We start from the raw sequence: 23137 nt of genomic DNA, 5'->3' as shown, positions 1-23137 counted from the left end.
TCGCACACCCGAAACGTGTCGGGTAGAAAGGCAAAGACAAATATGGACCTGATCTACTTTATTATTGATTTTATTCTGCACATCGATGTGCATCTGGCGGAGCTGGTCGCGGAGTACGGCGTCTGGGTGTACGCTATTTTGTTTTTGATTCTGTTTTGTGAAACCGGCCTGGTCGTCACGCCGTTTCTGCCGGGCGACTCGCTGCTGTTTGTCGCCGGGGCGCTGGCTTCGCTGGAAACCAACGATCTCAATGTGCATGTCATGGTGGCGTTAATGCTGATCGCCGCAATTGTTGGCGATGCGGTAAATTACACGATTGGTCGACTGTTCGGCGAAAAACTGTTCAGTAATCCGAATTCGAAAATTTTCCGCCGCAGTTACCTGGATAAAACCCACCAGTTTTATGAAAAACACGGCGGTAAAACTATCATTCTCGCTCGCTTCGTGCCGATCGTCAGAACCTTTGCGCCGTTTGTGGCAGGGATGGGGCACATGTCCTATCGGCATTTTGCCGCCTATAACGTCATCGGCGCGCTGCTGTGGGTACTGCTCTTTACCTACGCCGGTTATTTCTTCGGTACGATACCGTTGATTCAGGATAACCTTAAGCTGCTGATTGTGGGGATTATCGTGGTTTCGATATTACCTGGCGTCATTGAGATTGTCCGGCATAAGCGCGCTGCGTCGCGTGCCGCAAAATAGAAAGTAACTCAGCGGTTCGACCACTTTTTTATCCAAAGTTTCGGGCTGTTATGTTTTAATGTGCAACATTCATGGTCTGTTGGGGGCAAAAATGGCATTATGCGCCCCTTATAATAAAGCTGACTAAGGTTCAGGCAGAAAGGTCACCAATGAGCTGGATTGAACGAATTAAAAGCAACATTACTCCCACCCGCAAGGCAAGCATTCCTGAAGGGGTGTGGACCAAGTGTGATAGCTGCGGTCAGGTTTTATACCGCGCTGAGCTGGAACGTAATCTTGAGGTCTGTCCTAAGTGTGACCATCATATGCGCATGTCGGCGCGCAATCGCCTGCATAGCCTGTTAGATGAAGGTTCCCTTGTGGAGTTGGGTAGCGAGCTGGAGCCGAAAGACGTGCTCAAGTTCCGCGACTCCAAAAAATATAAAGACAGACTGGCGTCCGCGCAGAAAGAAACCGGCGAGAAAGACGCGCTGGTGGTCATGAAAGGGACGCTTCACGGTATGCCGGTTGTCGCCGCCGCGTTTGAATTCGCGTTCATGGGCGGCTCAATGGGGTCTGTCGTTGGCGCACGCTTCGTTCGCGCCGTTGAACAGGCGCTGGAAGATAACTGTCCGTTAGTGTGTTTCTCTGCTTCCGGCGGCGCGCGTATGCAAGAAGCGTTGATGTCGCTGATGCAGATGGCGAAAACCTCTGCTGCGCTGGCGAAAATGCAGGAACGTGGTCTGCCCTACATCTCGGTATTGACCGATCCGACAATGGGCGGCGTTTCCGCCAGTTTTGCGATGCTGGGCGATCTCAACATCGCCGAGCCAAAAGCCCTGATTGGCTTCGCCGGCCCGCGCGTTATCGAACAGACCGTTCGCGAAAAACTGCCGCCAGGATTCCAGCGCAGTGAGTTCCTGATCGAAAAAGGCGCTATTGATATGATAGTCCGCCGCCCGGAAATGCGCCTGAAGCTGGCGAGCATTCTGGCGAAGCTGATGAATCTGCCCGCGCCGAACCCGGACGCCCCGCGTGAAGGCGTGGTGGTGCCTCCGGCGCCGGATCAGGAGTCTGAGGCCTGATAACTGAAAAGGGCAGGGCCGCAGGCTCTGCCCTTTTGCTTTTCACCGTAAAGAAGCAGCGGAATCAATGAAAAACAAATCTATACCTCAAGCTGCGTCGCCCCTGGCCTCGTGGCTTTCTTATCTGGAAAACCTGCACAGCAAGAGTATCGATTTAGGCCTTGAGCGCGTAAGCCAGGTGGCAGCGCGTCTGGACATCCTCAAGCCTGCGCCGTTCGTTTTTACCGTTGCGGGAACCAACGGCAAAGGTACGACCTGTCGAACGCTGGAGTCGGTGTTAATCGCGGCGGGATACCGTGTGGGCGTCTATAGTTCACCTCATCTGGTACGTTACACCGAGCGCGTGCGCGTGCAGGGGAAAGAATTAGCGGAATCCGCGCATACCGCGTCCTTTGCGGAAATAGAAGCGGCACGCGGCGATATTTCATTGACCTATTTTGAATATGGTACGTTGTCGGCATTGTGGCTGTTTAAACAGGCTAACCTTGACGTGGTGATTCTGGAGGTCGGGTTGGGCGGGCGCCTGGACGCCACGAACATTATGGATGCCGATGTAGCGGTAATTACCAGCATCGCGCTTGACCATACTGACTGGCTGGGGCCGGATCGCGAAAGTATCGGCCGCGAGAAGGCCGGGATTTTTCGTGCGGAAAAACCCGCTATCGTCGGCGAACCGGAAATGCCGGCAACCATCGCGGATGTCGCGCAGGAGACCGGCGCGCTGTTGCGGCGTCGCGGCGTTGACTGGCGTTATGAGGTGACAGCGACCCAGTGGGCGTTTACCGATGGCGACGGCACGCTTGCCGGACTGCCGTTGCCGCAGGTTCCCCAGCCGAATGCCGCCACCGCTCTGGCCGCGCTGCGCGCCAGCAGGTTGAACATTGACGAGCAGGCGATTCGCGACGGTATTGCGCAGGCTACCTTGCCGGGACGTTTTCAAATCGTGAGTGAGTCGCCGCGCGTTATCTTTGATGTCGCCCATAATCCCCACGCGGCGGAATACCTGACGGGTCGTCTGAAAATGTTGCCGAAACGCGGGCGCGTGCTTGCGGTGATTGGTATGCTGCATGATAAAGATATCGCCGGCACGTTAGCCTGGTTGAAAAGCGTGGTTGACGACTGGTATTGTGCTCCGTTAGAGGGGCCGCGCGGCGCGACGGCGGAACAACTTCTGGAACATCTGGGGAAAGGGAATGTCTATGATAGCGTCGCGCAGGCATGGCAGGCCGCTATCGACGCGGCGCAGCCAGAAGATACCGTGCTGGTGTGCGGATCGTTCCACACCGTCGCACATGTTATGGAAGTGATAGACGCGGGGAGAATCGGTGGCGAGTAAGTTTCAGAATCGTTTAGTCGGCACGATTGTGTTAGTCGCGCTGGGGGTTATTGTGCTTCCCGGTCTGCTGGACGGACAGAAAAAGCATTATCAGGATGAATTTGCTGCGATTCCACTGGTACCGAAGCCTGGCGACCGCGATGAGCCGGATATGATGCCTGCCGCAACGCAGGCGCTGCCGACACAGCCGCCGGAAGGGGCGGCTGAAGAGGTGCGGGCGGGAGATGCGGCAGCGCCATCTCTGGACCCGTCGCGCATGGCGTCTAACAATGTCGAGCTTGATCCGATACCGGCGGAGACGCCTAAACCGAAGCCGGTTGAAAAGCCGAAGCCGCAGCCTAAACCGCAACAGCCGGTTGTCGCCGCTTCCACGCCGACGCCCGCGCCGCAACCAGTCGCCGACGATAAACCTGCGCCGACCGGCAAAGCCTATGTCGTACAGTTGGGCGCGCTGAAAAACGCGGATAAAGTCAACGAGATAGTCGGCAAGCTTCGTTCCGCCGGGTTCCGGGTTTATACTTCCCCCTCAACGCCGGTACAGGGTAAAATAACCCGTATTCTCGTCGGGCCGGATGCGTCGAAAGATAAGATGAAAGGATCGCTTGGCGAGCTCAAGCAGATTTCCGGGTTAAGCGGCGTGGTGATGGGATATAGCCCGAACTAAGGCGCGTTTTGCCTGAGCGCGCAGCGTTAAGGCCTACGGTGTTCACCTGGTAATAGCCGAAGTTCTGTAGGCTGGATAAGGCGTTTACGCCGTCATCCGGCAGAAGGAATAAACCTGGTATCCTGCGCTTATCAGGCCGATGGCAGCTCTTCTGGTCGTGCCCGAAGAGATAAAAAGTGTGATGGCGTTGAATATTTTTTCAGCGCCATTTTTATTTACGCGTGGGAAGGAAATCCCTACGCAAACGTTTTCTTTTTCTGTTAGAATGCGCCCCGAACAGGACGACAGGGCGTAAAATCGTGGGACATCTATGGTCTGGATTGATTACGCCATTATCGCGGTGATTGCTTTTTCCTGTCTGGTTAGCCTGATCCGCGGCTTTGTTCGTGAAGCGTTATCGCTGGTGACGTGGGGTTGTGCTTTCTTTGTCGCCAGTCACTACTACACTTACCTGTCTGTCTGGTTTACGGGCTTTGAAGACGAACTGGTTCGTAATGGGATTGCTATCGCGGTACTGTTTATCGCGACGCTTATCGTCGGCGCTATCGTGAATTTTGTGATAGGTCAGCTAGTAGAAAAGACCGGCCTGTCGGGAACTGACCGGGTGTTGGGGATCTGTTTCGGCGCACTGCGAGGCGCGCTGATTGTCGCCGCCATTCTGTTCTTCCTTGATACCTTTACCGGCTTGTCGAAAAGCGAAGACTGGAGCAAATCGCAGCTCATCCCGCAGTTCAGCTTCATCATCAGATGGTTCTTTGACTATCTGCAAAGCTCGTCGAGTTTCTTGCCCAGGACGTAACAGGTTCTGAGATGTGGCTTAACGAGGAAAATGACGTATGTGCGGTATTGTCGGTATCGCCGGTGTTATGCCGGTCAACCAGTCGATTTATGACGCGTTAACAGTGCTCCAGCATCGTGGTCAGGATGCTGCCGGTATCATCACCATTGATGCTAATAACTGCTTCCGCTTGCGTAAGGCAAACGGGCTGGTGAACGATATTTTTGAAGCTCGCCACATGCAGCGTTTGCAGGGCAACATGGGGATCGGCCATGTGCGCTACCCTACCGCAGGCAGCTCCAGCGCTTCCGAAGCGCAACCTTTTTACGTTAACTCGCCGTATGGCATCACGTTGGCCCATAATGGCAACCTGACTAACGCGCACGAGCTACGTAAAAAGCTGTTTGAAGAAAAGCGCCGTCATATCAACACCACCTCCGATTCCGAAATCCTGCTCAATATTTTCGCCAGCGAGCTCGACAACTTCCGTCACTATCCGCTGGAAGCCGACAATATTTTTGCCGCGATTGCCGCGACTAACCGTCAAATCCGCGGCGCCTATGCCTGCGTGGCGATGATTATCGGTCACGGTATGGTGGCTTTTCGCGATCCGCACGGCATTCGCCCGTTAGTGCTGGGCAAGCGTGACGTTGGCGATGGTCGTACGGAGTATATGGTCGCTTCTGAAAGCGTGGCGCTGGATACGCTGGGCTTTGAATTCCTGCGCGATGTCGCGCCGGGCGAAGCTATCTATATTACCGAAAAGGGGCAACTGTTCACGCGCCAGTGCGCGGATAACCCGGTCAGTAACCCCTGTCTGTTTGAGTACGTTTATTTTGCTCGCCCGGACTCCTTTATCGACAAGATCTCCGTCTACAGCGCTCGTGTGAATATGGGCACCAAACTTGGCGAAAAAATCGCTCGTGAATGGGAAGATCTGGACATCGACGTCGTGATCCCTATCCCGGAAACCTCCTGCGATATCGCACTGGAAATTGCCCGTATTCTCGGCAAGCCGTACCGCCAGGGATTTGTCAAAAATCGTTACGTGGGACGTACCTTTATCATGCCGGGCCAACAGCTACGCCGTAAATCCGTGCGCCGTAAGCTCAATGCTAATCGCGCAGAATTCCGCGATAAGAACGTCCTGCTGGTGGATGATTCCATCGTGCGTGGCACCACATCAGAGCAGATCATCGAGATGGCCAGGGAAGCCGGCGCGAAGAAGGTTTATCTGGCGTCCGCCGCGCCGGAAATTCGTTTCCCCAACGTCTATGGCATTGATATGCCGACCGCCAATGAACTGATCGCGCATGGTCGCGAGGTGGATGAGATTCGTCAGATCATCGGCGCAGACGGGCTTATCTTCCAGGATCTGAACGATCTGATCGAAGCCGTGCGCGCGGAAAACCCGGATATCCAGCAGTTTGAATGTTCGGTATTTAACGGGGTATATGTCACCAAAGACGTAGACCAGCAATACCTCGACTTCCTGGATTCATTACGTAATGACGACGCCAAAGCGGTGCTGTTCCAGAACGAAATGGAAAACCTGGAAATGCATAACGAAGGCTAATGGCTTTGCCAGCGGCGCGATGCCGCTGGCCGATGTCAATTACGCACCACGCCGAAGCGAATAGCGTATTTTTGTACTTTGTACTGTAACGTGGTGCGGGATACGTTAAGGCTGCGGGCCGCGGCGGCAATATTCCCCTGATGCGTATCCAGCGCGGTTTCTATTAAATGCCTTTCGTAGTTGGCAACCCGTACCTCCAGCGACCCTTCATACTGCGGATCGGGTGACGAGGGAAGGGGATTTTCCGGCGCGGTTTCCGGTACGCCTAAATTTAACTCGTCCTGTTCAAAAATGATGTGTTTGAGCAGCCCATCTTTTTCCTGCATGATCATGCTGCGTACAATCGCGTTTTCCAGCATCCTGACATTACCCGGCCAGGCGTGATTGAGCAGATCAGCACGCGCCGTCTCGCTTAATCCGTGAATGTCCTGCGGCACGTCATTACGGTATTTATCAATAAAATAATTCGCCAGTAAGGGAATATCTTCCGGGCGGGCGCGCAGCGGCGGTAACGTCAACATTCCGACGCTCAACCGATAAAAAAGATCTGCCCGCAGACGTTCTTGTTGAATTAATTTGACGGGCGCTTCGTTCATGGCGGCAACGATCCTGACATCAGAGTGGAGTTGCTGTTGTCCGCCGAGCCGCCAGAAGGTTTTATCCTGCAAGAATCGCAGCAGCTTACTTTGCATCTCTATCGGCATGGCGTTCAGCTCATCAAGAAAGAGCGTTCCCCCGTTTGCCAGTTCCAGATAGCCCTGGCTATTTTCCGCGCCGGTATAGGCGCCGCGCACGGTGCCGAAAAGCGTACTTTCGATAAGCGTAGGCGGTAGAGCGCCGCAGTTCAGGGCAATGAAGGGTTTATTCGCCCGCTTGCTGCATTGATGTATCAGGCGGGAAAATAGCTCCTTACCCGTTCCCGTCTCCCCGACAATCGTCACCGGAATATTACTGGCGGCCAGCCGTTTGGCTTTGGCGATATTACTGAGCATTTCCGGGTTTTCGGTAATAATGGCATGGTGCTTCTCATGGTGATCGGCATACAGCAGTTGGTTCAGTTCTACCACCTGCTCCTGGAGCCGCCTGACGCCAGACATATTCCTGCCGATTTCGATAACGCCGACCATGCCGCCATCGCTTGCATAGAGCGGCGCGGTGGTGTGCTGATAGTCAACGGCCTGGCCTCGCGCATTGTAATAAATTTGATAATGGCCAATGTATTCCACGCCTTTTTTTAACGATGAAAGCATCGTACTTTGGGTCTCTTTCATGCCCGGATAGACATCCAGCATATGTTTTCCCATTGCCCGTTCAATACTGTAGCCGTCCAGATCCGCGCTTTCCTGATTGTAGTAAACATATTCACCACGCTCATTAATGACGGCCAACGGCTGATGAATCAAATCGAAAAAGCGGGAAAACATCCTGAGCGCCGAGGCCAGTTCCTGATTGGTGGATGCCATACATGCATTCCTCATATCTATTGTTCATGTTGCCATTATAAAAGTGACGAATTTTCGTCGTTGTGATGAATAGCAAACTCAATGACGAAAATGAGAAACAGCTTATTTTTATAAGTAATTGATTATTATGATAAAAAAAATAGTGGCATGCCTTTTGCTTTATCCATGTAAAGAATGCGGATTTTTACCATAAACATTAAGCAGAGGGCGTTATGACTGACTCGATTATGCAGAATTACAACCAGCTACGTGAGCAGGTAATCAACGGCGATCGCCGTTTCCAGCACAAAGACGGTCATTTGTGTTTTGAAGGGGTCGATCTGGACGCTCTGGCGCGCCAGTACCCCACGCCGTTCTATGTGTTTTCTGAGCCGGAGATTATTCGTAACATTCATGAAATCCAGCAGGCATTTGCGGCGCATAAAAATACCAAAACCTTCTTTGCGTCAAAAACCTGCTCGGTCATGGGGGTGTTGAAAGCCATTCGTGACGCCGGAATTTGCGCGGAGGCAAACTCACAATATGAGGTTCGCAAGTGTCTGGAGATAGGCTTTCGCGGCGATCAGATCGTCTTCAACGGCGTGGTGAAAAAGCCTGCCGATCTGGAGTATGCCATCGCCAACGATCTGTATCTTATTAATGTTGATAGCCTGTATGAGCTGGAACATATTGATGCCATCTCTCGCAAGCTGAAGAAAGTCGCCAATGTTTGCGTCCGCGTAGAGCCGAATGTTCCCTCGGCGACGCATGCGGAACTGGTTACCGCTTTCCATGCGAAGTCGGGTCTCGACCTGGAACAGGCGGAAGAAACCTGCCGCCGCATTCTGGCGATGCCTTATGTGCATTTGCGCGGCTTGCATATGCATGTGGGCGATCAGGTGCCGGAGTCAGAGCCTTTCGCAAAAGCGACTAAAGTGCTGGTGGATGAATCCCGTCGCCTGGAAGAGGTGCTCGGTATTAAATTTGATTTGATCAACGTGGGCGGCGGAATTCCGGTTCCCTATAAATATGACGACGAGAATGGCGACCCGTTAAAAGATAATATGTATGCCGGTATTACCGCCCAGGATTTTGCCGATGCGGTCATTCGCGAAGTGCATAAATGGCGTACCGATGTGGAAATATGTATTGAACCGGGACGTAAAGTGACCGGGTCGGCGGCGGTTTTACTGACGGAAGTCTCCTGCGAAAAACGTAAAACAAATTACGATCTTAACGGCAATGTGGAATGCCACGTTGAATGGAAATTTGTCGACGCCGGTTACAGCGTACTTTCTGACAGCCAGCATTTTGACTGGTTCTTTTATGTCTATAACGCCTCTCGCATGACGGCAGCGCACGACGCCTGGATAAAATTAGCCGGGCCGCTGTGTGATGGCGGAGATTATTTCCACATGGGAGTGAAAGGCGAAGAGTTTTTACTGCCGAAGGAGACTCATGTTGGCGATATTGTCGCATTTCTTGATGCCGGGGCATACACCATTGAAAGTCAAACCGTTTATAACAACCGTCCGCGCACGGGCGTGGTGATGATCGATAAAAATGGTGAAACGCGTCTGATTCGTCGGGAAGACAGTTACGAAGATATGGTCAAGTACGACATTTATTAATACTGTTTTGGGCTTCAGTTTTATGCTGAAGCCCGTCGTCAGATGATAAGAAGAGGGCAGTGATGCCTGAATGCATAACAGGAGATGGCCATGAGTAACACGAATTCTGGCTTACTTGGCATCAAAGACATTGTCTTTATGAATGTCATCGCTATTCTGAGTTTGCGGCAAATCCCTAACGTGGCGCCTTACGGGGCATCGGCCATGTTGTTATGGGTGATAGCCGCATTCTGTTTGTTTTTTCCTTTAGCGATGGTATGCGGCGAGCTGTCAACCGGCTGGCCGAAAGATGGCGGGATATTTGTCTGGATTAAAGAGGCATTTGGTAAACGTATTGCATGGATTGTCGTGGTTTGTTTTCTATTTTCCTGCGTACTGTTTTTCCCATTAATGCTGCAATTCGGCTTTACCGCGTTGGGCTATATGATCGGCGGCGGCCTGGCGGAAAATAAAGCGTTTATCGGTATTGGTTCCGCGGTAATTTTCTGGCTATTAACGCTGATGAATATCCGCGGGATGGAATGGACAAAAATTATTAATAGCATCAGCGCCTGGTGCGGCGTATTTATTCCCTCCGCCATCCTCATTTTACTGGCGGTGGTATGGCTATGTACCGGACACCAGATGCAGACGGACTACACTACAGCGAAAAACTGGATTCCGGATCTCGGACACTGGGATACGATCGTTTTCTTATCCAGCATGATGTTTGCGTTTGCCGGACTGGAGGTCGCCCCGATGATTGCCGGGCGTACCCGTAATCCACAGCGTGATTTTCCGCGAGCGATGGCCGTCTCCGCCGCCGTTATCGTCGGGATCTATATGGTCGGCACCTGGGCGCTAAATACGCTTTTACCCGCCGGGAAAACCGACATCGTGGCAGGCGTCATGCAGGCTATGCATGCTGCTGCGGACACGCTGCATATGCCGTGGTTAATTCCTGTTATGGCCATCTGTATGTTTTTTGGCGCTCTCGGGCAGATTAACTCCTGGCTGGTGGGGCCGATTTATATGCTCCAGGAAGCCTCGCGTGAAGATAATCTGCTGGGGGACCGAATCGGCAAATTACATCCGGTGTGGAAAACGCCCGCCTTTGCCTTGACTGTACAGGCGATTATTGTCACGGTCCTGTGTTTTTCGACTTTTATTTCGCCAAGCGTTGCGGCGGCTTACTGGATGTTAACGGCGCTAACGACCATCACCTATTTTATTCCTTACCTGGTGATGTTCCCGGCGTTCTGGCGTTTACGTAAGACTCAGCCGGATACGCCAAGAAGTTTTAAAATTCCGGGCAAGGTTTTACCGGCTATTTTACCCGCGCTGGGCTTTCTTTCTATCGCCTTTGCCGTTGCGCTGTTATTTATTCCGCCTTCTCAAATTGATATGGGCGGATATTTCCAGTACGCCGGGAAAATTATTGGCGGAGCCGTGCTGGCGGTTGTCGTCGCGGAGTACATTTACCATCGGGCGCAGAAACGTAATGCCCGTATAAGCATGGCGGGAGGAAAATAAAATGTATATGCCAGTTCTGGAAATAAATCTACGCAAGCTGGAAGAAAACGCCCGCACGGAAAAAGCTCTGCTGGCAAGTAGCGGTATTGACGTGATGGCTGTCAATAAAGTTTTTGACGGCTGCGTGGAAACTGCGCAGGCGGTGTTCAATGGCGGAATTACCGTTATTGCTGAATCACGAACCTATAATTTGAAAAAAATACGCGAGACAGGATGTACAACCTGCCTGTTACGCAGCCCGTGTCTGAGTGAAATCGAAGATGTGGTGCGCTACGCGGATATTAGTTTAAATAGCGAGCCGGTGGTATTACGGGCATTATCGCAAGAAGCCCAACGCCAGGGGAAAACGCATCAGGTATTACTGATGGTGGATATGGGCGATTTACGCGAGGGTATCTGGTTTGGTGAATATCAACGCATTCTTGAGACCGTGACTCTGATTACTGGTCTGCCCGGTCTGGAATTATATGGACTGGGCACCAACTTTAATTGTTACGGCACCGTGTTGCCAACGGTAAAAAATGGCGAGGATTTTCTGGCGCTGGCCGCCCGGCTGGAAGCCGACAGCGGTATTCCTGTCCGGCGGCTTTCTGCGGGAAACTGCACCAGCTATCACCTGCTGGATAAAGGTATCTGGCCGCAGGGACTGAATCATCTGCGCATCGGCGGACTGCATGAATTCGGCATTGAATATGTGGACATGAAATACCTGAATGAATTTCACCACTCCGCAAAACCGGTCGATAAAGCCTGTTCCGATATGTATATCCTGGAAGCGGAAATCATCGAACTGAACAGTAAACCTACCGTCCCGGTCGGGGAGCTGGGCGTCGATGCCTTTTTGCAAAGTAAAACCTTTGTCGATCGTGGCATACGCCGACGCGCATTGCTGGCGTTTGGTCGCCAGGATGTGCCGTCGGATAACTGTGTGCCATGCGACGACGCTATCACTATCTTAGGGCAAACCAGCGATCATACGCTGGTGGATATTGAAGATTGTCGTCAGTCGCTAAAAGTAGGCGATGTGGTTCGCTTTGAGCTGGATTATACGGGCCTGTTAATGGCCTGCCAGACCAAAGGCGTCGCCTGGAGGTTTACGCGTTAACGCATAACCGCCGCGGCTATGTCGCGGCGGCATCTTTGACCTCACGAAAGACAGGGAGTAACGATGGATACCCTGCAACAATCACCGCCAGCAGAGCCTGAAGGCGGTCTGCGGCGTAACCTGAAGAAACGGCATCTGCTGATGATGTCGCTGGGCGGCACGATTGGCACCGGCTTATTTATCGGCATTGCCGAACCGTTAAGCAGCGTCGGGCCGGCGGGAACCTTACTGGCCTATCTGTTTGCCGGAACCATTATGCTGGCGACGATGATGTGTCTTGGCGAATTATCATGCGCCTTTCCTCACTCCGGTTCATTTCAACATTACGCGCTGATGTTTATGCCGTCACCTTGCTGGAGCTATACCATTGGCTGGCTTTACTGGTTTAGCTGGGTCTTTTCCCTGGCAGCCGACCTCACTGCCGCAGGGTTTATTGCTCACCAGTTTTTCCCCGCGGTTCCGGTATATATGTTCTGCCTGGCGATTCTGCTCATCCTGACGGCCATCAATCTCACCTCCGCAAAAAGTTTTGGCGAATGCGAATACTGGCTTTCGGCCATTAAGGTCTTCGCGATCGTGCTGTTTATCTGCGCGGGCGGGGTCATGATCTACTCGCTAATGGGCCATAGTGACTGGCACCCGACGTTAAAAACAGACGGAATGTGGTTTCCACACGGTTGGGAGCAAATTGTGGTCTGTATGACGATCGTGATTTACTCCTTCCAGGGGGTGGAACTGGTAGGAAATGCGGCAGGGGAGACCGAATCGCCGCACATTATTTTACCGAAAGTGATCCTGGGGATCGGTCTCAGAATCATTTTGTTTTACGGCCTGGCGATTGCGGTGCTGGCGCTGGTCTATCCGCATGCACTGACGCCAAATGGACAAAGTCCCTTTGTATGGGTATTCTCCCACGCGGGCATTCCCGGGGCGGATACGCTGATGACGCTGGTGATCTTTTCCGCCGCGGTTTCTGCCGCTAACTCGGCCATTTACGCCAGTTCGCGTATGCTGTGGTCTATGGCGGGCGATCGCTTTGCGCCAGCCTGCTTTGGTAAAACGAACGGCGGCGGCGTGCCGGTGTATGCTATTTTAATCACGGCCTTGCTGGCGTTGGTGTCGTTGCTGACCCGCTATATTCCCGCACAGCAATTTTATTTATATCTGATCGCCAGTACCGGGCAGGTGGGTTGCCTGGCATGGATAACCATCGGATGGTGCCAGTATCGTTTCCGACAATCGGTGCGTAATGGAACGTACGCCAGCGATTTGCTACGCTATCGATCGCCGCTTTTCCCCTGGACGGCCCGATTTGTCATTATCACCAATTTTGCCATTATGGTCGGCACCTGGTTTAGTGAGCAAGGGGTAGTGATAATGTTGGTTGAGCTGGCTTTTATGATAGGGATTCTTTTGTCATGGTATCTCTTCAGACCCACTTTGAGCCGATTACGTAACACAGTGGGATGAACGGCGCTCGTAAACGGTAAGAGAACATGAAACGACTCATTGTAGGAATTAGCGGCGCCAGCGGAGCGATTTATGGCGTGCGCTTATTACAAATTTTGCGCGATGTCGATAGCGTGGAAACGCATCTGGTGATGAGCCAGGCGGCCCGGCAAACGCTGGCGCTGGAGACCCATTTTTCGCTGCGCGAGGTGCAGGCGCTGGCCGATGTGACGCACGATGCGCGCGACATTGCCGCCAGCATTTCCTCGGGCTCTTACCCGACGGCGGGAATGGTTATCCTGCCCTGTTCGATTAAAACGCTGTCGGGGATTGTCCACAGTTATACTGACGGACTGCTTACCCGCGCGGCGGATGTGATATTAAAAGAGCGGCGACCTCTGGTGCTGTGTGTGCGCGAAACGCCGCTGCATATCGGGCATTTGCGTTTAATGACCCAGGCCGCTGAGATAGGCGCGGTGATTATGCCGCCGGTTCCGGCTTTTTATCATCTTCCTCAGACGTTAGATGATATTATAAATCAAACGGTTAACCGAGTTTTGGACCAGTTTGACATCCCCCTTCCGCACGATCTTTTTGTTCGCTGGCAGGGCGCATAGCGTTGTCTGTTTAGCGTGCATTATTGTCCCTGTTGCCCTGTTTCAGGGCAATTTTGTAACCGCGATCATATCCTCAACATTTAATTCGTTAAAAGCCGCCGAAACGCTGCGGTTCAACCGTCATACCTGCTATCTTCAACATCAGGACAATATTGCAACGTTTTATTAACAAATTTAACGTCGAATCGTTTTGCTGACGTGAAAATGGCATAAGACCTGCATGAAAAAGTCTGCAAACACACAACACCACGTAAAACATAAGAAAATGACGCCACTTGAGGGGTATGTATGAAGAAGACCGTTCTCGCTTTGTCTTTGCTGATAGGTCTGGGCGCGACGGCGGCCAGTTACGCCGCGCTCCCGCAAACGGTTCGTATTGGAACAGATACCACCTACGCGCCTTTCTCATCAAAAGATGCCAAAGGCGAGTTTATTGGCTTTGATATCGATCTCGGTAATGAAATGTGTAAGCGTATGCAGGTGAAATGTACCTGGGTCGCCAGCGACTTTGATGCGCTTATTCCCTCACTAAAAGCGAAAAAAATTGATGCCATTATTTCATCGCTCTCTATCACCGATAAACGCCAGCAAGAAATTGCGTTTTCCGACAAACTTTACGCGGCGGATTCACGCCTGATTGCGGCAAAAGGGTCTCCCATTCAGCCGACGCTGGAATCGCTGAAAGGCAAGCATGTCGGCGTGCTGCAAGGGTCCACGCAAGAGGCTTACGCCAATGATAACTGGCGCACAAAAGGTGTGGATGTGGTGGCTTATGCCAACCAGGATCTTATCTATTCCGATTTAACCGCCGGTCGTCTGGATGCCGCTTTACAGGATGAAGTCGCCGCCAGCGAAGGTTTCCTGAAGCAGCCAGCGGGCAAAGAGTATGCGTTTGCCGGTCCTTCCGTGAAGGATAAAAAATATTTTGGCGACGGGACGGGGGTTGGGCTGCGTAAAGACGATACCGAGCTAAAAGCCGCGTTTGATAAAGCGCTGACCGAACTGCGCCAGGACGGAACTTACGACAAAATGGCCAAAAAGTACTTCGATTTTAATGTCTACGGCGATTGAGGGAAGGGGATAACGCGCCGCGCTGGGGAACTATCACGGTGCAAAATAGATGTTTTGCACCTTTTTGGTGCATAAGCCGTTGCGGAACAGGCGCATAAATGCATACTTAATCGATTTTTATGCAAAATAAACCGGCTGACAAGGTAGAATGCTTTGCCTTGTCGGCCTGATTAATGGCACGATAGTCGCATCGGATCTGTAAAGATCTCCTGGAAAGACAGTCTGTTGAGGATAGTTATGAAAAAACTGGCGTTATCCCTTTCTCTGGTGCTGGCATTTTCCAGCGCTACCGCAGCATTTGCCGCTATTCCACAAAAGATTCGTATCGGTACCGATCCTACATACGCACCGTTTGAATCCAAAAATGCACAAGGTGAATTGGTCGGCTTTGATATCGATCTGGCCAAAGAGCTGTGCAAACGTATCAACACACAGTGTACGTTCGTGGAAAACCCGCTGGATGCGCTGATTCCGTCTTTAAAAGCGAAGAAAATTGATGCCATCATGTCCTCGCTGTCCATCACTGAAAAGCGCCAGCAGGAAATCGCGTTTACCGACAAGCTTTACGCCGCTGATTCCCGTCTGGTGGTGGCGAAGAACTCTGATATTCAGCCGACCGTCGCGTCGCTGAAAGGCAAGCGCGTCGGCGTGCTACAGGGGACGACGCAGGAGACCTTCGGCAATGAGCACTGGGCGCCGAAAGGGATTGAGATCGTCTCTTACCAGGGGCAGGACAACATTTATTCCGATCTGACGGCTGGCCGTATTGATGCGGCGTTCCAGGACGAGGTCGCGGCCAGCGAAGGTTTCCTTAAACAGCCCGTCGGAAAAGACTATAAATTCGGCGGCCCGGCGGTGAAAGATGAGAAGTTATTCGGCGTAGGAACCGGTATGGGGCTGCGCAAAGAGGATAACGAGCTGCGCGAAGCGCTGAATAAAGCCTTTGCTGAAATGCGTGCTGACGGTACTTACGAAAAGCTGGCGAAAAAGTACTTTGATTTTGATGTTTATGGCGGTTAATCACCGTCGGTGCAGATAAAGCCCAAAGAATGTTGACTGTCTGCATTGCCTGATGGCGCTGCGCTTGTCAGGCCTACGGGGAGCATCGTAGGTCGGGCAAGGCACAGCCGCCATCCGGCGTGATGTGAGGCAAAAATGCAAAAGAGGCTTCTTACTTCACCACACACAACAGGACAGGCTGCATGTTGTACGGGTTTTCAGGCGTAATTTTACAGGGCGCGATCGTCACGCTGGAACTGGCGCTCAGTTCCGTGGTGCTGGCCGTGCTTATCGGTCTTGTCGGCGCGGGGGCGAAGCTTTCGCAAAACCGGGTAACGGGGCTTATTTTTGAAGGATACACCACCCTGATTCGCGGGGTGCCGGATCTGGTCTTAATGCTGCTGATATTTTACGGATTGCAAATCGCGCTTAACGTGGTGACCGATTCGCTGGGTATCGACCAGATAGATATTGATCCGATGGTGGCCGGTATTATCACCCTTGGTTTCATCTACGGCGCCTATTTTACCGAAACCTTTCGCGGCGCGTTTATGGCGGTGCCGAAAGGCCATATCGAGGCGGCGACGGCTTTTGGTTTTACCCACGGGCAAACCTTCCGGCGGATTATGTTCCCGGCGATGATGCGTTACGCCCTGCCGGGGATCGGCAATAACTGGCAGGTGATACTCAAAGCGACGGCGCTGGTGTCGCTGCTGGGCCTGGAAGATGTCGTCAAAGCCACGCAGCTTGCCGGTAAAAGCACCTGGGAGCCTTTCTACTTTGCCGTGGTCTGTGGACTTATCTACCTGGTATTTACCACCGTTTCCAATGGTGTGCTGCTCTTACTTGAGCGTCGCTATTCCGTGGGCGTGAAGAGGGCCGATTTGTGATTGAGATCATTCAGGAGTACTGGAAATCCCTGCTGTGGACGGATGGCTATCGTTTTACCGGCGTGGCGATTACGCTGTGGCTGTTAATTTCATCGGTGGTGATGGGCGGTCTTCTGGCGGTGATTCTGGCGGTAGGTCGCGTTTCTAGTAATAAATTCATCCGTTTTCCCATCTGGCTGTTTACGTATATTTTTCGCGGCACGCCGCTGTACGTACAGCTATTGGTGTTCTATTCGGGGATGTATACGCTGGAGATAGTCAAAGGCACCGATCTTCTTAACGCGTTTTTCCGCAGCGGACTGAACTGTACCGTACTGGCGCTGACGCTGAATACCTGCGCGTACACCACGGAAATTTTCGCCGGGGCGATTCGCTCGGTGCCGCACGGTGAAATTGAAGCGGCACGGGCCTATGGCTTCTCGTCATTTAAAATGTATCGCTGCATTATTTTGCCGTCGGCATTACGCATCGCCTTGCCTGCCTACAGCAACGAAGTGATTTTAATGCTGCACTCTACGGCGCTGGCGTTTACCGCGACGGTGCCGGATTTGTTGAAAATCGCCCGCGATATTAACTCAGCGACTTACCAGCCGTTTACCGCGTTTGGCATTGCCGCCGTGTTGTATTTACTCATTTCGTATGTCCTGATAAGCCTGTTCCGTCGGGCGGAAAGACGCTGGTTGCAGCACGTGTCCTCTAAATAATTCGAGTAACATGATGTCAGAAAATAAATTACACGTTATCGATTTGCACAAACGCTACGGCGGTCATGAAGTGCTGAAAGGGGTATCGCTGCAGGCCCGCGCCGGAGATGTGATTAGCATCATCGGCTCGTCCGGCTCCGGTAAAAGCACTTTTTTGCGCTGTATTAACTTCCTCGAAAAACCGAGCGAAGGCGCGATTATCGTGAACGGTCAGAACATTAATCTGGTGCGCGACAAAGACGGGCAGCTCAAAGTGGCGGATAAAAATCAGCTACGCTTGTTGCGTACCCGCCTGACGATGGTGTTTCAGCACTTTAACCTCTGGAGCCACATGACGGTGCTGGAAAATGTGATGGAAGCGCCGATTCAGGTACTGGGATTAAGCAAGCACGACGCGCGCGAGCGGGCGTTGAAATATCTGGCGAAGGTGGGGATTGATGAGCGCGCTCAGGGCAAATATCCCGTTCATCTCTCCGGCGGCCAACAGCAGCGCGTTTCTATTGCGCGCGCGCTGGCGATGGAACCTGACGTTTTACTGTTCGATGAACCCACTTCGGCGCTCGATCCTGAACTGGTCGGCGAAGTGTTGCGCATCATGCAACAACTGGCGGAAGAAGGCAAAACGATGGTGGTGGTCACGCATGAAATGGGCTTCGCTCGCCATGTCTCTTCGCACGTTATTTTTCTGCATCAGGGGAAAATTGAAGAAGAGGGCGATCCGGAGCAGGTGTTCGGCAATCCGCAAAGCCCGCGTTTACAGCAATTCCTGAAAGGCTCGCTGAAATAAAAGAAGCCCGGCGGCGCATCGCTTACCGGGCAGGATACGGCGCTTTGGGAACTAGCGAATCACATCCGCCAGCGCCTCTTCTAAATCATACCAGCGAAATGCGAATCCGGCGGCTTCAAGCCGTTTTGGCAGCGCCCGCTGTCCGCCCAGCACCAGCACTGACGACTCTCCCATCAATAAGCGAATTGCCGTCGCCGGAATGCGAATAATCGCCGGGCGGCGCAGCGCGCGACCCAGCGCATGAGCAAAATGCTCATTATGGACGGGATACGGCGAGACCATATTGAAGGGACCGCGAAGATCGTTATCCAGCAGCCACAGGATGCCGTTGACCATATCGTCGATGTGAATCCAGGCCAGATATTGCCGACCATTACCCACCGGACCGCCGAGTCCGAGGCGAAACGGCGGAACCATTTTCCCCAAAATCCCGCCTTGCGGCGCCAGGACAACGCCGGTACGCAGCAGGCAGACGCGGGTCTGGTCGCTCTGCGCACGACAGGCAATCTGTTCCCAGCGGGCGCAAAGTTTATGCGTAAATTCGTTGTGCGGCGGTTCGTCTTCAGTGACGACAACGTCACCCAGATCGCCGTAATAGCCCGTGGCGGAGCCGGATATCAACACCGAGGGCGGCGTTGCGCTGGCATGAATTAAATCCACCAACTTTTGCGTGATAGCCCAGCGGCTTTGGCACAACCGTTCTTTTTGTTGCGACGTCCAGCGCTTGTCGGCAATCGGTTCGCCCGCCAGATTGATGATGGCATCAATCTCATTGAGGTGCTCACGTTCCGCCAGCCCTTTCCATAATGTCACTCTGGAATCGAGAATCTGACGCGCGTTATCGGGATTGCGCGTAACGACCGTCACCTGATGCCCCAGTGTTAACAGCCGGGGAATGAGATGACGCCCTATCAGGCCCGTACCGCCGGTAATCAGAATCTGCATATGACCTCCAGAGTAGGGAGGATTTCCTCTTCCCTAATGTCAGGTTTTTAATACGAATAAGGGTGCCGGACGCAGGTTTTTTCCGTGTATATACCTCTACATCATACATGATGTATGCTACCGCGTTACGCTTTCGTACTGTTACAGTGCAGTTGCGCTTGTAACAGTGCGCGCGCTGTCGCAGGACGCGTGCGAATGCGTTCAAACCAGTTATACACCGCCGGGTAGGTATCAAGATCGATTCGCTGACGCTGATGTGCGTTAACCCACGGCCAACTGGCGATATCCGCAATACTGTAATGGTCGCCGCCCAGCCACGGGGAGGTTTCCAGGCGTTTATTCAGGACGTTGTATAAGCGTTGCGTTTCAACCTGATAGCGTTCAATCGCATAGGGGATGGCCTGCGGCGCAAAATGGTTAAAGTGATGATTCTGGCCCAGCATCGGCCCTAACCCGCCGACCTGCCAGAACAGCCATTGCAGCGTGGTATGGCGTTCACGCAGCTCCCCGCTAAGCAGTTTGCCGCTTTTTTCCGCCAGGTAGAGAAGAATTTCACCGGATTCAAAAAGACTAAGCGGTTGACCGCCGTCTGCCGGGGCGTGATCGACGATGGCAGGAATTTTATTATTGGGAGAGATAGCCAAAAAATCAGGGCGAAACTGATTGCCCTTGCTGATATCTACTTTTAGCAAACGATACGCCAGCTCCGCCTCTTCCAGAAACAGCGTTATTTTATGCCCGTTGGGCGTGGGGGCGTAGTAAAGGTCAATCATTTTGGCTCCTGCATGTGCGTAAAGAGTCTGGGCTGAATTAAGTATAGAAAGCCTCCTGATGTGTGTGAGTTTTCATCAGGTGACAGCAGGCGAAAGACGCTATATTTTGGGAAGAAACTTAATACGCCCTCAAGAGGACATTATGAGTAAGCCTGTTATTGTGCTGTGGTCGGATGCGAACTTTTTCTCTCCCTACGTCTTGTCCGCCTGGGTGGCATTACAAGAAAAAGGGCTTTCCTTTACTCTGAAAACCCGCGATCTGGACCAGGGAGAACATCTGCAACCTGGCTGGCGGGGATATGCGCTGACGCAGCGCGTACCGGTGCTTGAGGCCGACAATTTTGAGTTGAGCGAGTCGTCCGCTATTGCGGAATACCTGGAGGAGCGTTTCGCGCCGCCGCAGTGGGAGCGTATCTACCCGCACGATTTACAAAAACGCGCCCGCGCGCGACAGATTCAGGCGTGGCTACGCAGCGATTTACTACCGCTTCGCGAAGAACGGCCTACCGACGTGGTGTTTGCCGGGGCGAAAAAAGCGCCGCTAAGCGAGGCTGGAAAAGCCAGCGCGGCAAAACTGTTTGCGACGGCTGAAGCGCTATTGGGGCAAGGGACGCAAAATTTATTTGGTGAATGGTGCATTGCCGATACCGATCTGGCATTGATGATCAATCGTCTGGCGCTGCATGGCGATGACGTGCCGACGTCGCTGGCGGCGTATGCGACATTCCAGTGGCAGCGTGCTTCCGTACAGCGTTTTATTGCGCTTTCCTCGAAGCGTTCAGGCTGAAAATCTATTCATATTCCAGTATCATAACGCCGTTTTTCACAACGAGGAGTGAGCGATGAAACTGATGTTCGCATCGGACATTCATGGTTCTTTACCCGCCACGGAACGCGTGCTTGAGCGGTTCGCGCAAAGCGGCGCGCGTTGGCTGGTGATATTAGGCGATGTCCTTAACCACGGGCCGCGAAATGCGCTGCCTGAAGGCTATGCGCCCGCCCAGGTCGCCGAACGCCTGAACGCGGTGGCGACGCAAATCATTGCCGTGCGCGGCAACTGCGATAGCGAAGTGGATCAGATGCTGCTGCATTTCCCGATAACTGCGCCGTGGCAGCAAATATTGACGCAAGAGAGGCGGCTATTTTTAACGCATGGGCACCTCTTCGGGCCGACGAATCCGCCCGCTCTGCATACTGGCGATGTGTTGGTTTATGGTCATACGCATCTGCCAGTGGCGCAACAGCAGGAAGGGCTGTATCACTTTAATCCTGGGTCAGTGAGCATTCCGAAAGGCGGGTATGCGGCAAGCTACGGTATTCTGGATGATAATGTGTTGAGCGTAATCGCACTCAATGATCAAAGTATCATTGCGCAGGTTGCAATTAACTCGTAATTTACCTCACAAACGTAAATGCGCCGTAAGAGCGCCAGAAATAAGAAGGTTTCCTGATGGTGGAACAGCGTCGTTTGGCAAGTACGGAATGGGTGGATATTGTGAATGAAGACAATGAAGTCATTGCACAGTCCAGCCGGGAACAGATGCGTGCGCAACGCTTACGGCATCGTGCGACGTATATCGTCGTTCATGATGGTATGGGTAAAATTCTGGTGCAGCGTCGTACCGAAACAAAAGATTTTTTGCCCGGTATGTTAGATGCTACCGCAGGCGGCGTGGTCCAGGCTGATGAGCAGCTACTGGAATCTGCCCGCCGCGAAGCGGAAGAAGAGTTGGGTATTGCAGGCGTGCCGTTTGCCGAACACGGTCTGTTTTACTTTGAAGACCAACATTGCCGGGTTTGGGGCGCGCTGTTTAGCTGCGTTTCCCACGGGCCTTTCGCGCTTCAGGAAGATGAAGTCAGCGAAGTGTGTTGGCTGACTCCGGAGGAGATCACCGCGCGCTGTGATGAGTTTACGCCGGACTCGCTCAAAGCGCTGGCGCTGTGGATGACCCGCAACGCCAAAAACGAAGCTGCGCTTCAGGAGAAACCGGAAGAGACGGAATAAGCGTTTTAGCAGCTTTCCCGCATACATAAACTGGAGGCGATGGATTTTCGATCGCTCCAGTTTCCCTGATTTAACCTTTCCAACAGCGCCCGTCCGGCTTCACTGCCAATCTTACGGTGCGGTACGGCCATGGTGGTTAACGGCGGCTGGCAGACCCGGCTGACATCGCTATCGCCAAACCCGACCACCGCTAAATCGTCCGGAACTTTGATCCGCCGTCGTTGGCACTCGTATAACGCGCCGCAGGCCAGCTCATCCGATACGCATACCAGCGCGTCCAGCTCCGGCCACGCCAGTAAAAACTCCGGCAGTTGCGACGCGCCGGTAGAAAAATTGGGCGGCAAGGCGGCATTAATCACCCGGTTTGGCGACATATGGTGGCGAAGCATCGCTTTGTACCAGCCGTGCAGATGTTGCTGAAAAATCCACTGCTCCTGATTGGCGCATAGCAGCCCGATATTCTGATAACCGCGCTGAATCAGCATTTCCGTCAGCTCATACATTGCTGCAACGTTATCAATACCGATATTCATATCAATAGGATCGCTGCGAATCGCGCCCATCTCCATCACCGGGATAGAGGCATTTTTCAGCCACTGGCGCACGGTAGTGCTATGTTCGACGCTAAGCAGAATCGCCGCGGCAATGTTGGAGGCCAGCAGCGTTTCGAGCAGCTTCTCCTCTTGTTCCACGCGATGCTGCGATTCCGCCAGCATAATCTGGTAGCCAGCGGGCTGTAAAATTTGTTGCAGCCCGGCGAACATTTCAGAACACCCCGCTTCCGCAAGGTTCGGTACGACCATTGCGATGGTGTGCGAGGAGGCAGACGCCAGCGCGCTGGCGGCGAGATTAGGCATATAGCCCAGCTCATGCACTGCCGCTTCGATTTTTTCCCGGAGTTTATCAGAGACCTGTTCCGGCGTGCGTAAGGCTCGTGATACGGTCATCGTGCCTACACCGGCAAGTTGGGCTACATCGGCGATAGTCACTTTACCGGTACTGCGCCGTTTACGGGGTATCGACATACAAATTCCTGCGTCATTACAACATGTTGAGATGCTTTTTTATTGTCGTTCTTTGCTTCGCA

The 23137-nt window shown here is 52.8% G+C and carries 23 protein-coding genes; 19 read left to right on the top strand and 4 right to left on the bottom strand.

The window, feature by feature from the left end; translation table 11 throughout:
* Positions 1-42: 42 nt before the first annotated feature.
* The 6 genes from NA986_RS15360 (at position 43) to purF (ending at position 6120) form a co-directional block, all read left to right on the top strand.
* The gene (locus NA986_RS15360; protein ID WP_000364318.1) at positions 43-702 is read left to right on the top strand and encodes a DedA family protein; all 660 of its coding nucleotides are present in this window, start codon (positions 43-45) and stop codon (positions 700-702) included.
* 149 nt (positions 703-851) lie between these two features.
* A complete protein-coding gene (accD, locus tag NA986_RS15355; protein WP_000118383.1) occupies positions 852-1766 on the top strand; it encodes an acetyl-CoA carboxylase, carboxyltransferase subunit beta in 915 nt (304 codons plus the stop codon).
* A gap of 67 nt (positions 1767-1833) precedes the next feature.
* The gene (gene folC / locus NA986_RS15350) at positions 1834-3102 is read left to right on the top strand and encodes a bifunctional tetrahydrofolate synthase/dihydrofolate synthase (RefSeq protein ID WP_023216017.1); all 1269 of its coding nucleotides are present in this window, start codon (positions 1834-1836) and stop codon (positions 3100-3102) included.
* Positions 3092-3766 carry a cell division protein DedD gene (gene dedD, locus NA986_RS15345; RefSeq protein WP_000157031.1) on the top strand — a complete coding sequence of 225 codons (675 nt, stop codon included), beginning with the start codon at positions 3092-3094 and terminating at the stop codon, positions 3764-3766. The genes folC and dedD overlap by 11 nt, the downstream gene beginning before the upstream one ends.
* A 310-nt stretch (positions 3767-4076) precedes the next feature.
* Positions 4077-4565, top strand: coding sequence for a colicin V production protein (gene cvpA, locus NA986_RS15340; RefSeq protein ID WP_000262102.1), 489 nt, complete (start codon positions 4077-4079; stop codon positions 4563-4565).
* Between the two features lie 37 nt (positions 4566-4602).
* On the top strand, positions 4603-6120 hold the full coding sequence (purF, locus tag NA986_RS15335) for an amidophosphoribosyltransferase (protein WP_000334205.1): 1518 nt from the start codon (positions 4603-4605) through the stop codon (positions 6118-6120).
* Positions 6121-6155: 35 nt separating this feature from the next.
* Here the strand turns inward: purF and NA986_RS15330 are convergent, their stop codons facing one another.
* Positions 6156-7583, bottom strand: a complete 1428-nt coding sequence (locus NA986_RS15330; RefSeq protein ID WP_000168925.1) for a sigma-54 interaction domain-containing protein — start codon at positions 7581-7583, stop codon at positions 6156-6158.
* A 212-nt stretch (positions 7584-7795) separates the two neighbouring features.
* Between NA986_RS15330 and NA986_RS15325 the strand changes: the two genes are divergently transcribed.
* The 10 genes from NA986_RS15325 to hisP all read left to right on the top strand — a co-directional run bounded on the left by NA986_RS15325 (position 7796) and on the right by hisP (position 18327).
* On the top strand, positions 7796-9193 hold the full coding sequence (locus NA986_RS15325; RefSeq protein WP_000132306.1) for a diaminopimelate decarboxylase family protein: 1398 nt from the start codon (positions 7796-7798) through the stop codon (positions 9191-9193).
* A gap of 90 nt (positions 9194-9283) precedes the next feature.
* On the top strand, positions 9284-10705 hold the full coding sequence (locus NA986_RS15320) for an APC family permease (protein ID WP_070793981.1): 1422 nt from the start codon (positions 9284-9286) through the stop codon (positions 10703-10705).
* A gap of 1 nt (position 10706) precedes the next feature.
* Positions 10707-11810 carry an alanine/ornithine racemase family PLP-dependent enzyme gene (locus NA986_RS15315; protein WP_000281907.1) on the top strand — a complete coding sequence of 368 codons (1104 nt, stop codon included), beginning with the start codon at positions 10707-10709 and terminating at the stop codon, positions 11808-11810.
* A gap of 63 nt (positions 11811-11873) precedes the next feature.
* Complete coding sequence (locus NA986_RS15310; protein ID WP_001528328.1) at positions 11874-13280, top strand: amino acid permease; 1407 nt, start codon at positions 11874-11876, stop codon at positions 13278-13280.
* A gap of 26 nt (positions 13281-13306) precedes the next feature.
* Positions 13307-13876, top strand: coding sequence for a UbiX family flavin prenyltransferase (locus NA986_RS15305; RefSeq protein ID WP_000825680.1), 570 nt, complete (start codon positions 13307-13309; stop codon positions 13874-13876).
* Positions 13877-14164: 288 nt separating this feature from the next.
* Positions 14165-14947: a lysine/arginine/ornithine ABC transporter substrate-binding protein ArgT gene (argT, locus tag NA986_RS15300; protein WP_000754423.1), complete on the top strand. Its 783-nt coding sequence runs from the start codon at positions 14165-14167 to the stop codon at positions 14945-14947.
* 237 nt (positions 14948-15184) lie between these two features.
* Positions 15185-15967 (top strand): histidine ABC transporter substrate-binding protein HisJ, encoded by a 783-nt coding sequence (hisJ, locus tag NA986_RS15295; protein ID WP_000731868.1) that lies wholly within the window; start codon positions 15185-15187, stop codon positions 15965-15967.
* A 182-nt stretch (positions 15968-16149) separates the two neighbouring features.
* On the top strand, positions 16150-16836 hold the full coding sequence (locus NA986_RS15290; RefSeq protein WP_000965498.1) for a histidine ABC transporter permease HisQ: 687 nt from the start codon (positions 16150-16152) through the stop codon (positions 16834-16836).
* Positions 16833-17540 (top strand): histidine ABC transporter permease HisM, encoded by a 708-nt coding sequence (gene hisM / locus NA986_RS15285; protein ID WP_000569771.1) that lies wholly within the window; start codon positions 16833-16835, stop codon positions 17538-17540. The genes NA986_RS15290 and hisM overlap by 4 nt, the downstream gene beginning before the upstream one ends.
* Positions 17541-17553: 13 nt before the next feature.
* On the top strand, positions 17554-18327 hold the full coding sequence (gene hisP / locus NA986_RS15280) for a histidine ABC transporter ATP-binding protein HisP (RefSeq protein ID WP_001293591.1): 774 nt from the start codon (positions 17554-17556) through the stop codon (positions 18325-18327).
* A gap of 51 nt (positions 18328-18378) precedes the next feature.
* Here hisP and NA986_RS15275 read toward each other — a convergent pair whose 3' ends face one another.
* On the bottom strand, positions 18379-19272 hold the full coding sequence (locus tag NA986_RS15275; protein WP_001166274.1) for a TIGR01777 family oxidoreductase: 894 nt from the start codon (positions 19270-19272) through the stop codon (positions 18379-18381).
* A gap of 125 nt (positions 19273-19397) precedes the next feature.
* Positions 19398-20045: a GSH-dependent disulfide bond oxidoreductase gene (gene yfcG / locus NA986_RS15270; protein ID WP_000566563.1), complete on the bottom strand. Its 648-nt coding sequence runs from the start codon at positions 20043-20045 to the stop codon at positions 19398-19400.
* Between the two features lie 142 nt (positions 20046-20187).
* Between yfcG and yfcF the strand changes: the two genes are divergently transcribed.
* From yfcF to yfcD, 3 genes are read left to right on the top strand one after another with little or no spacing between them, the layout of a single operon-like run.
* Complete coding sequence (gene yfcF, locus NA986_RS15265) at positions 20188-20832, top strand: glutathione transferase (protein WP_000043012.1); 645 nt, start codon at positions 20188-20190, stop codon at positions 20830-20832.
* Positions 20833-20887: 55 nt separating this feature from the next.
* Positions 20888-21439, top strand: coding sequence for a phosphodiesterase (gene yfcE / locus NA986_RS15260; RefSeq protein ID WP_000772461.1), 552 nt, complete (start codon positions 20888-20890; stop codon positions 21437-21439).
* Positions 21440-21495: 56 nt separating this feature from the next.
* Positions 21496-22050, top strand: coding sequence for an NUDIX hydrolase YfcD (gene yfcD / locus NA986_RS15255; protein ID WP_000230215.1), 555 nt, complete (start codon positions 21496-21498; stop codon positions 22048-22050).
* 5 nt (positions 22051-22055) lie between these two features.
* On the opposite strand, the gene NA986_RS15250 is transcribed toward yfcD, so the two are convergent.
* Positions 22056-23075, bottom strand: coding sequence for a LacI family DNA-binding transcriptional regulator (locus NA986_RS15250; RefSeq protein ID WP_000026949.1), 1020 nt, complete (start codon positions 23073-23075; stop codon positions 22056-22058).
* Between the last annotated feature and the right edge of the window lie 62 nt (positions 23076-23137).

Source organism: Salmonella sp. NW177 (assembly GCF_051811585.1).
GTDB lineage: Bacteria > Pseudomonadota > Gammaproteobacteria > Enterobacterales > Enterobacteriaceae > Salmonella > Salmonella enterica.
The sequence above is the reverse complement of the archived record's forward strand: the minus strand, read 5'-3'. Positions and strand labels throughout refer to the sequence as shown.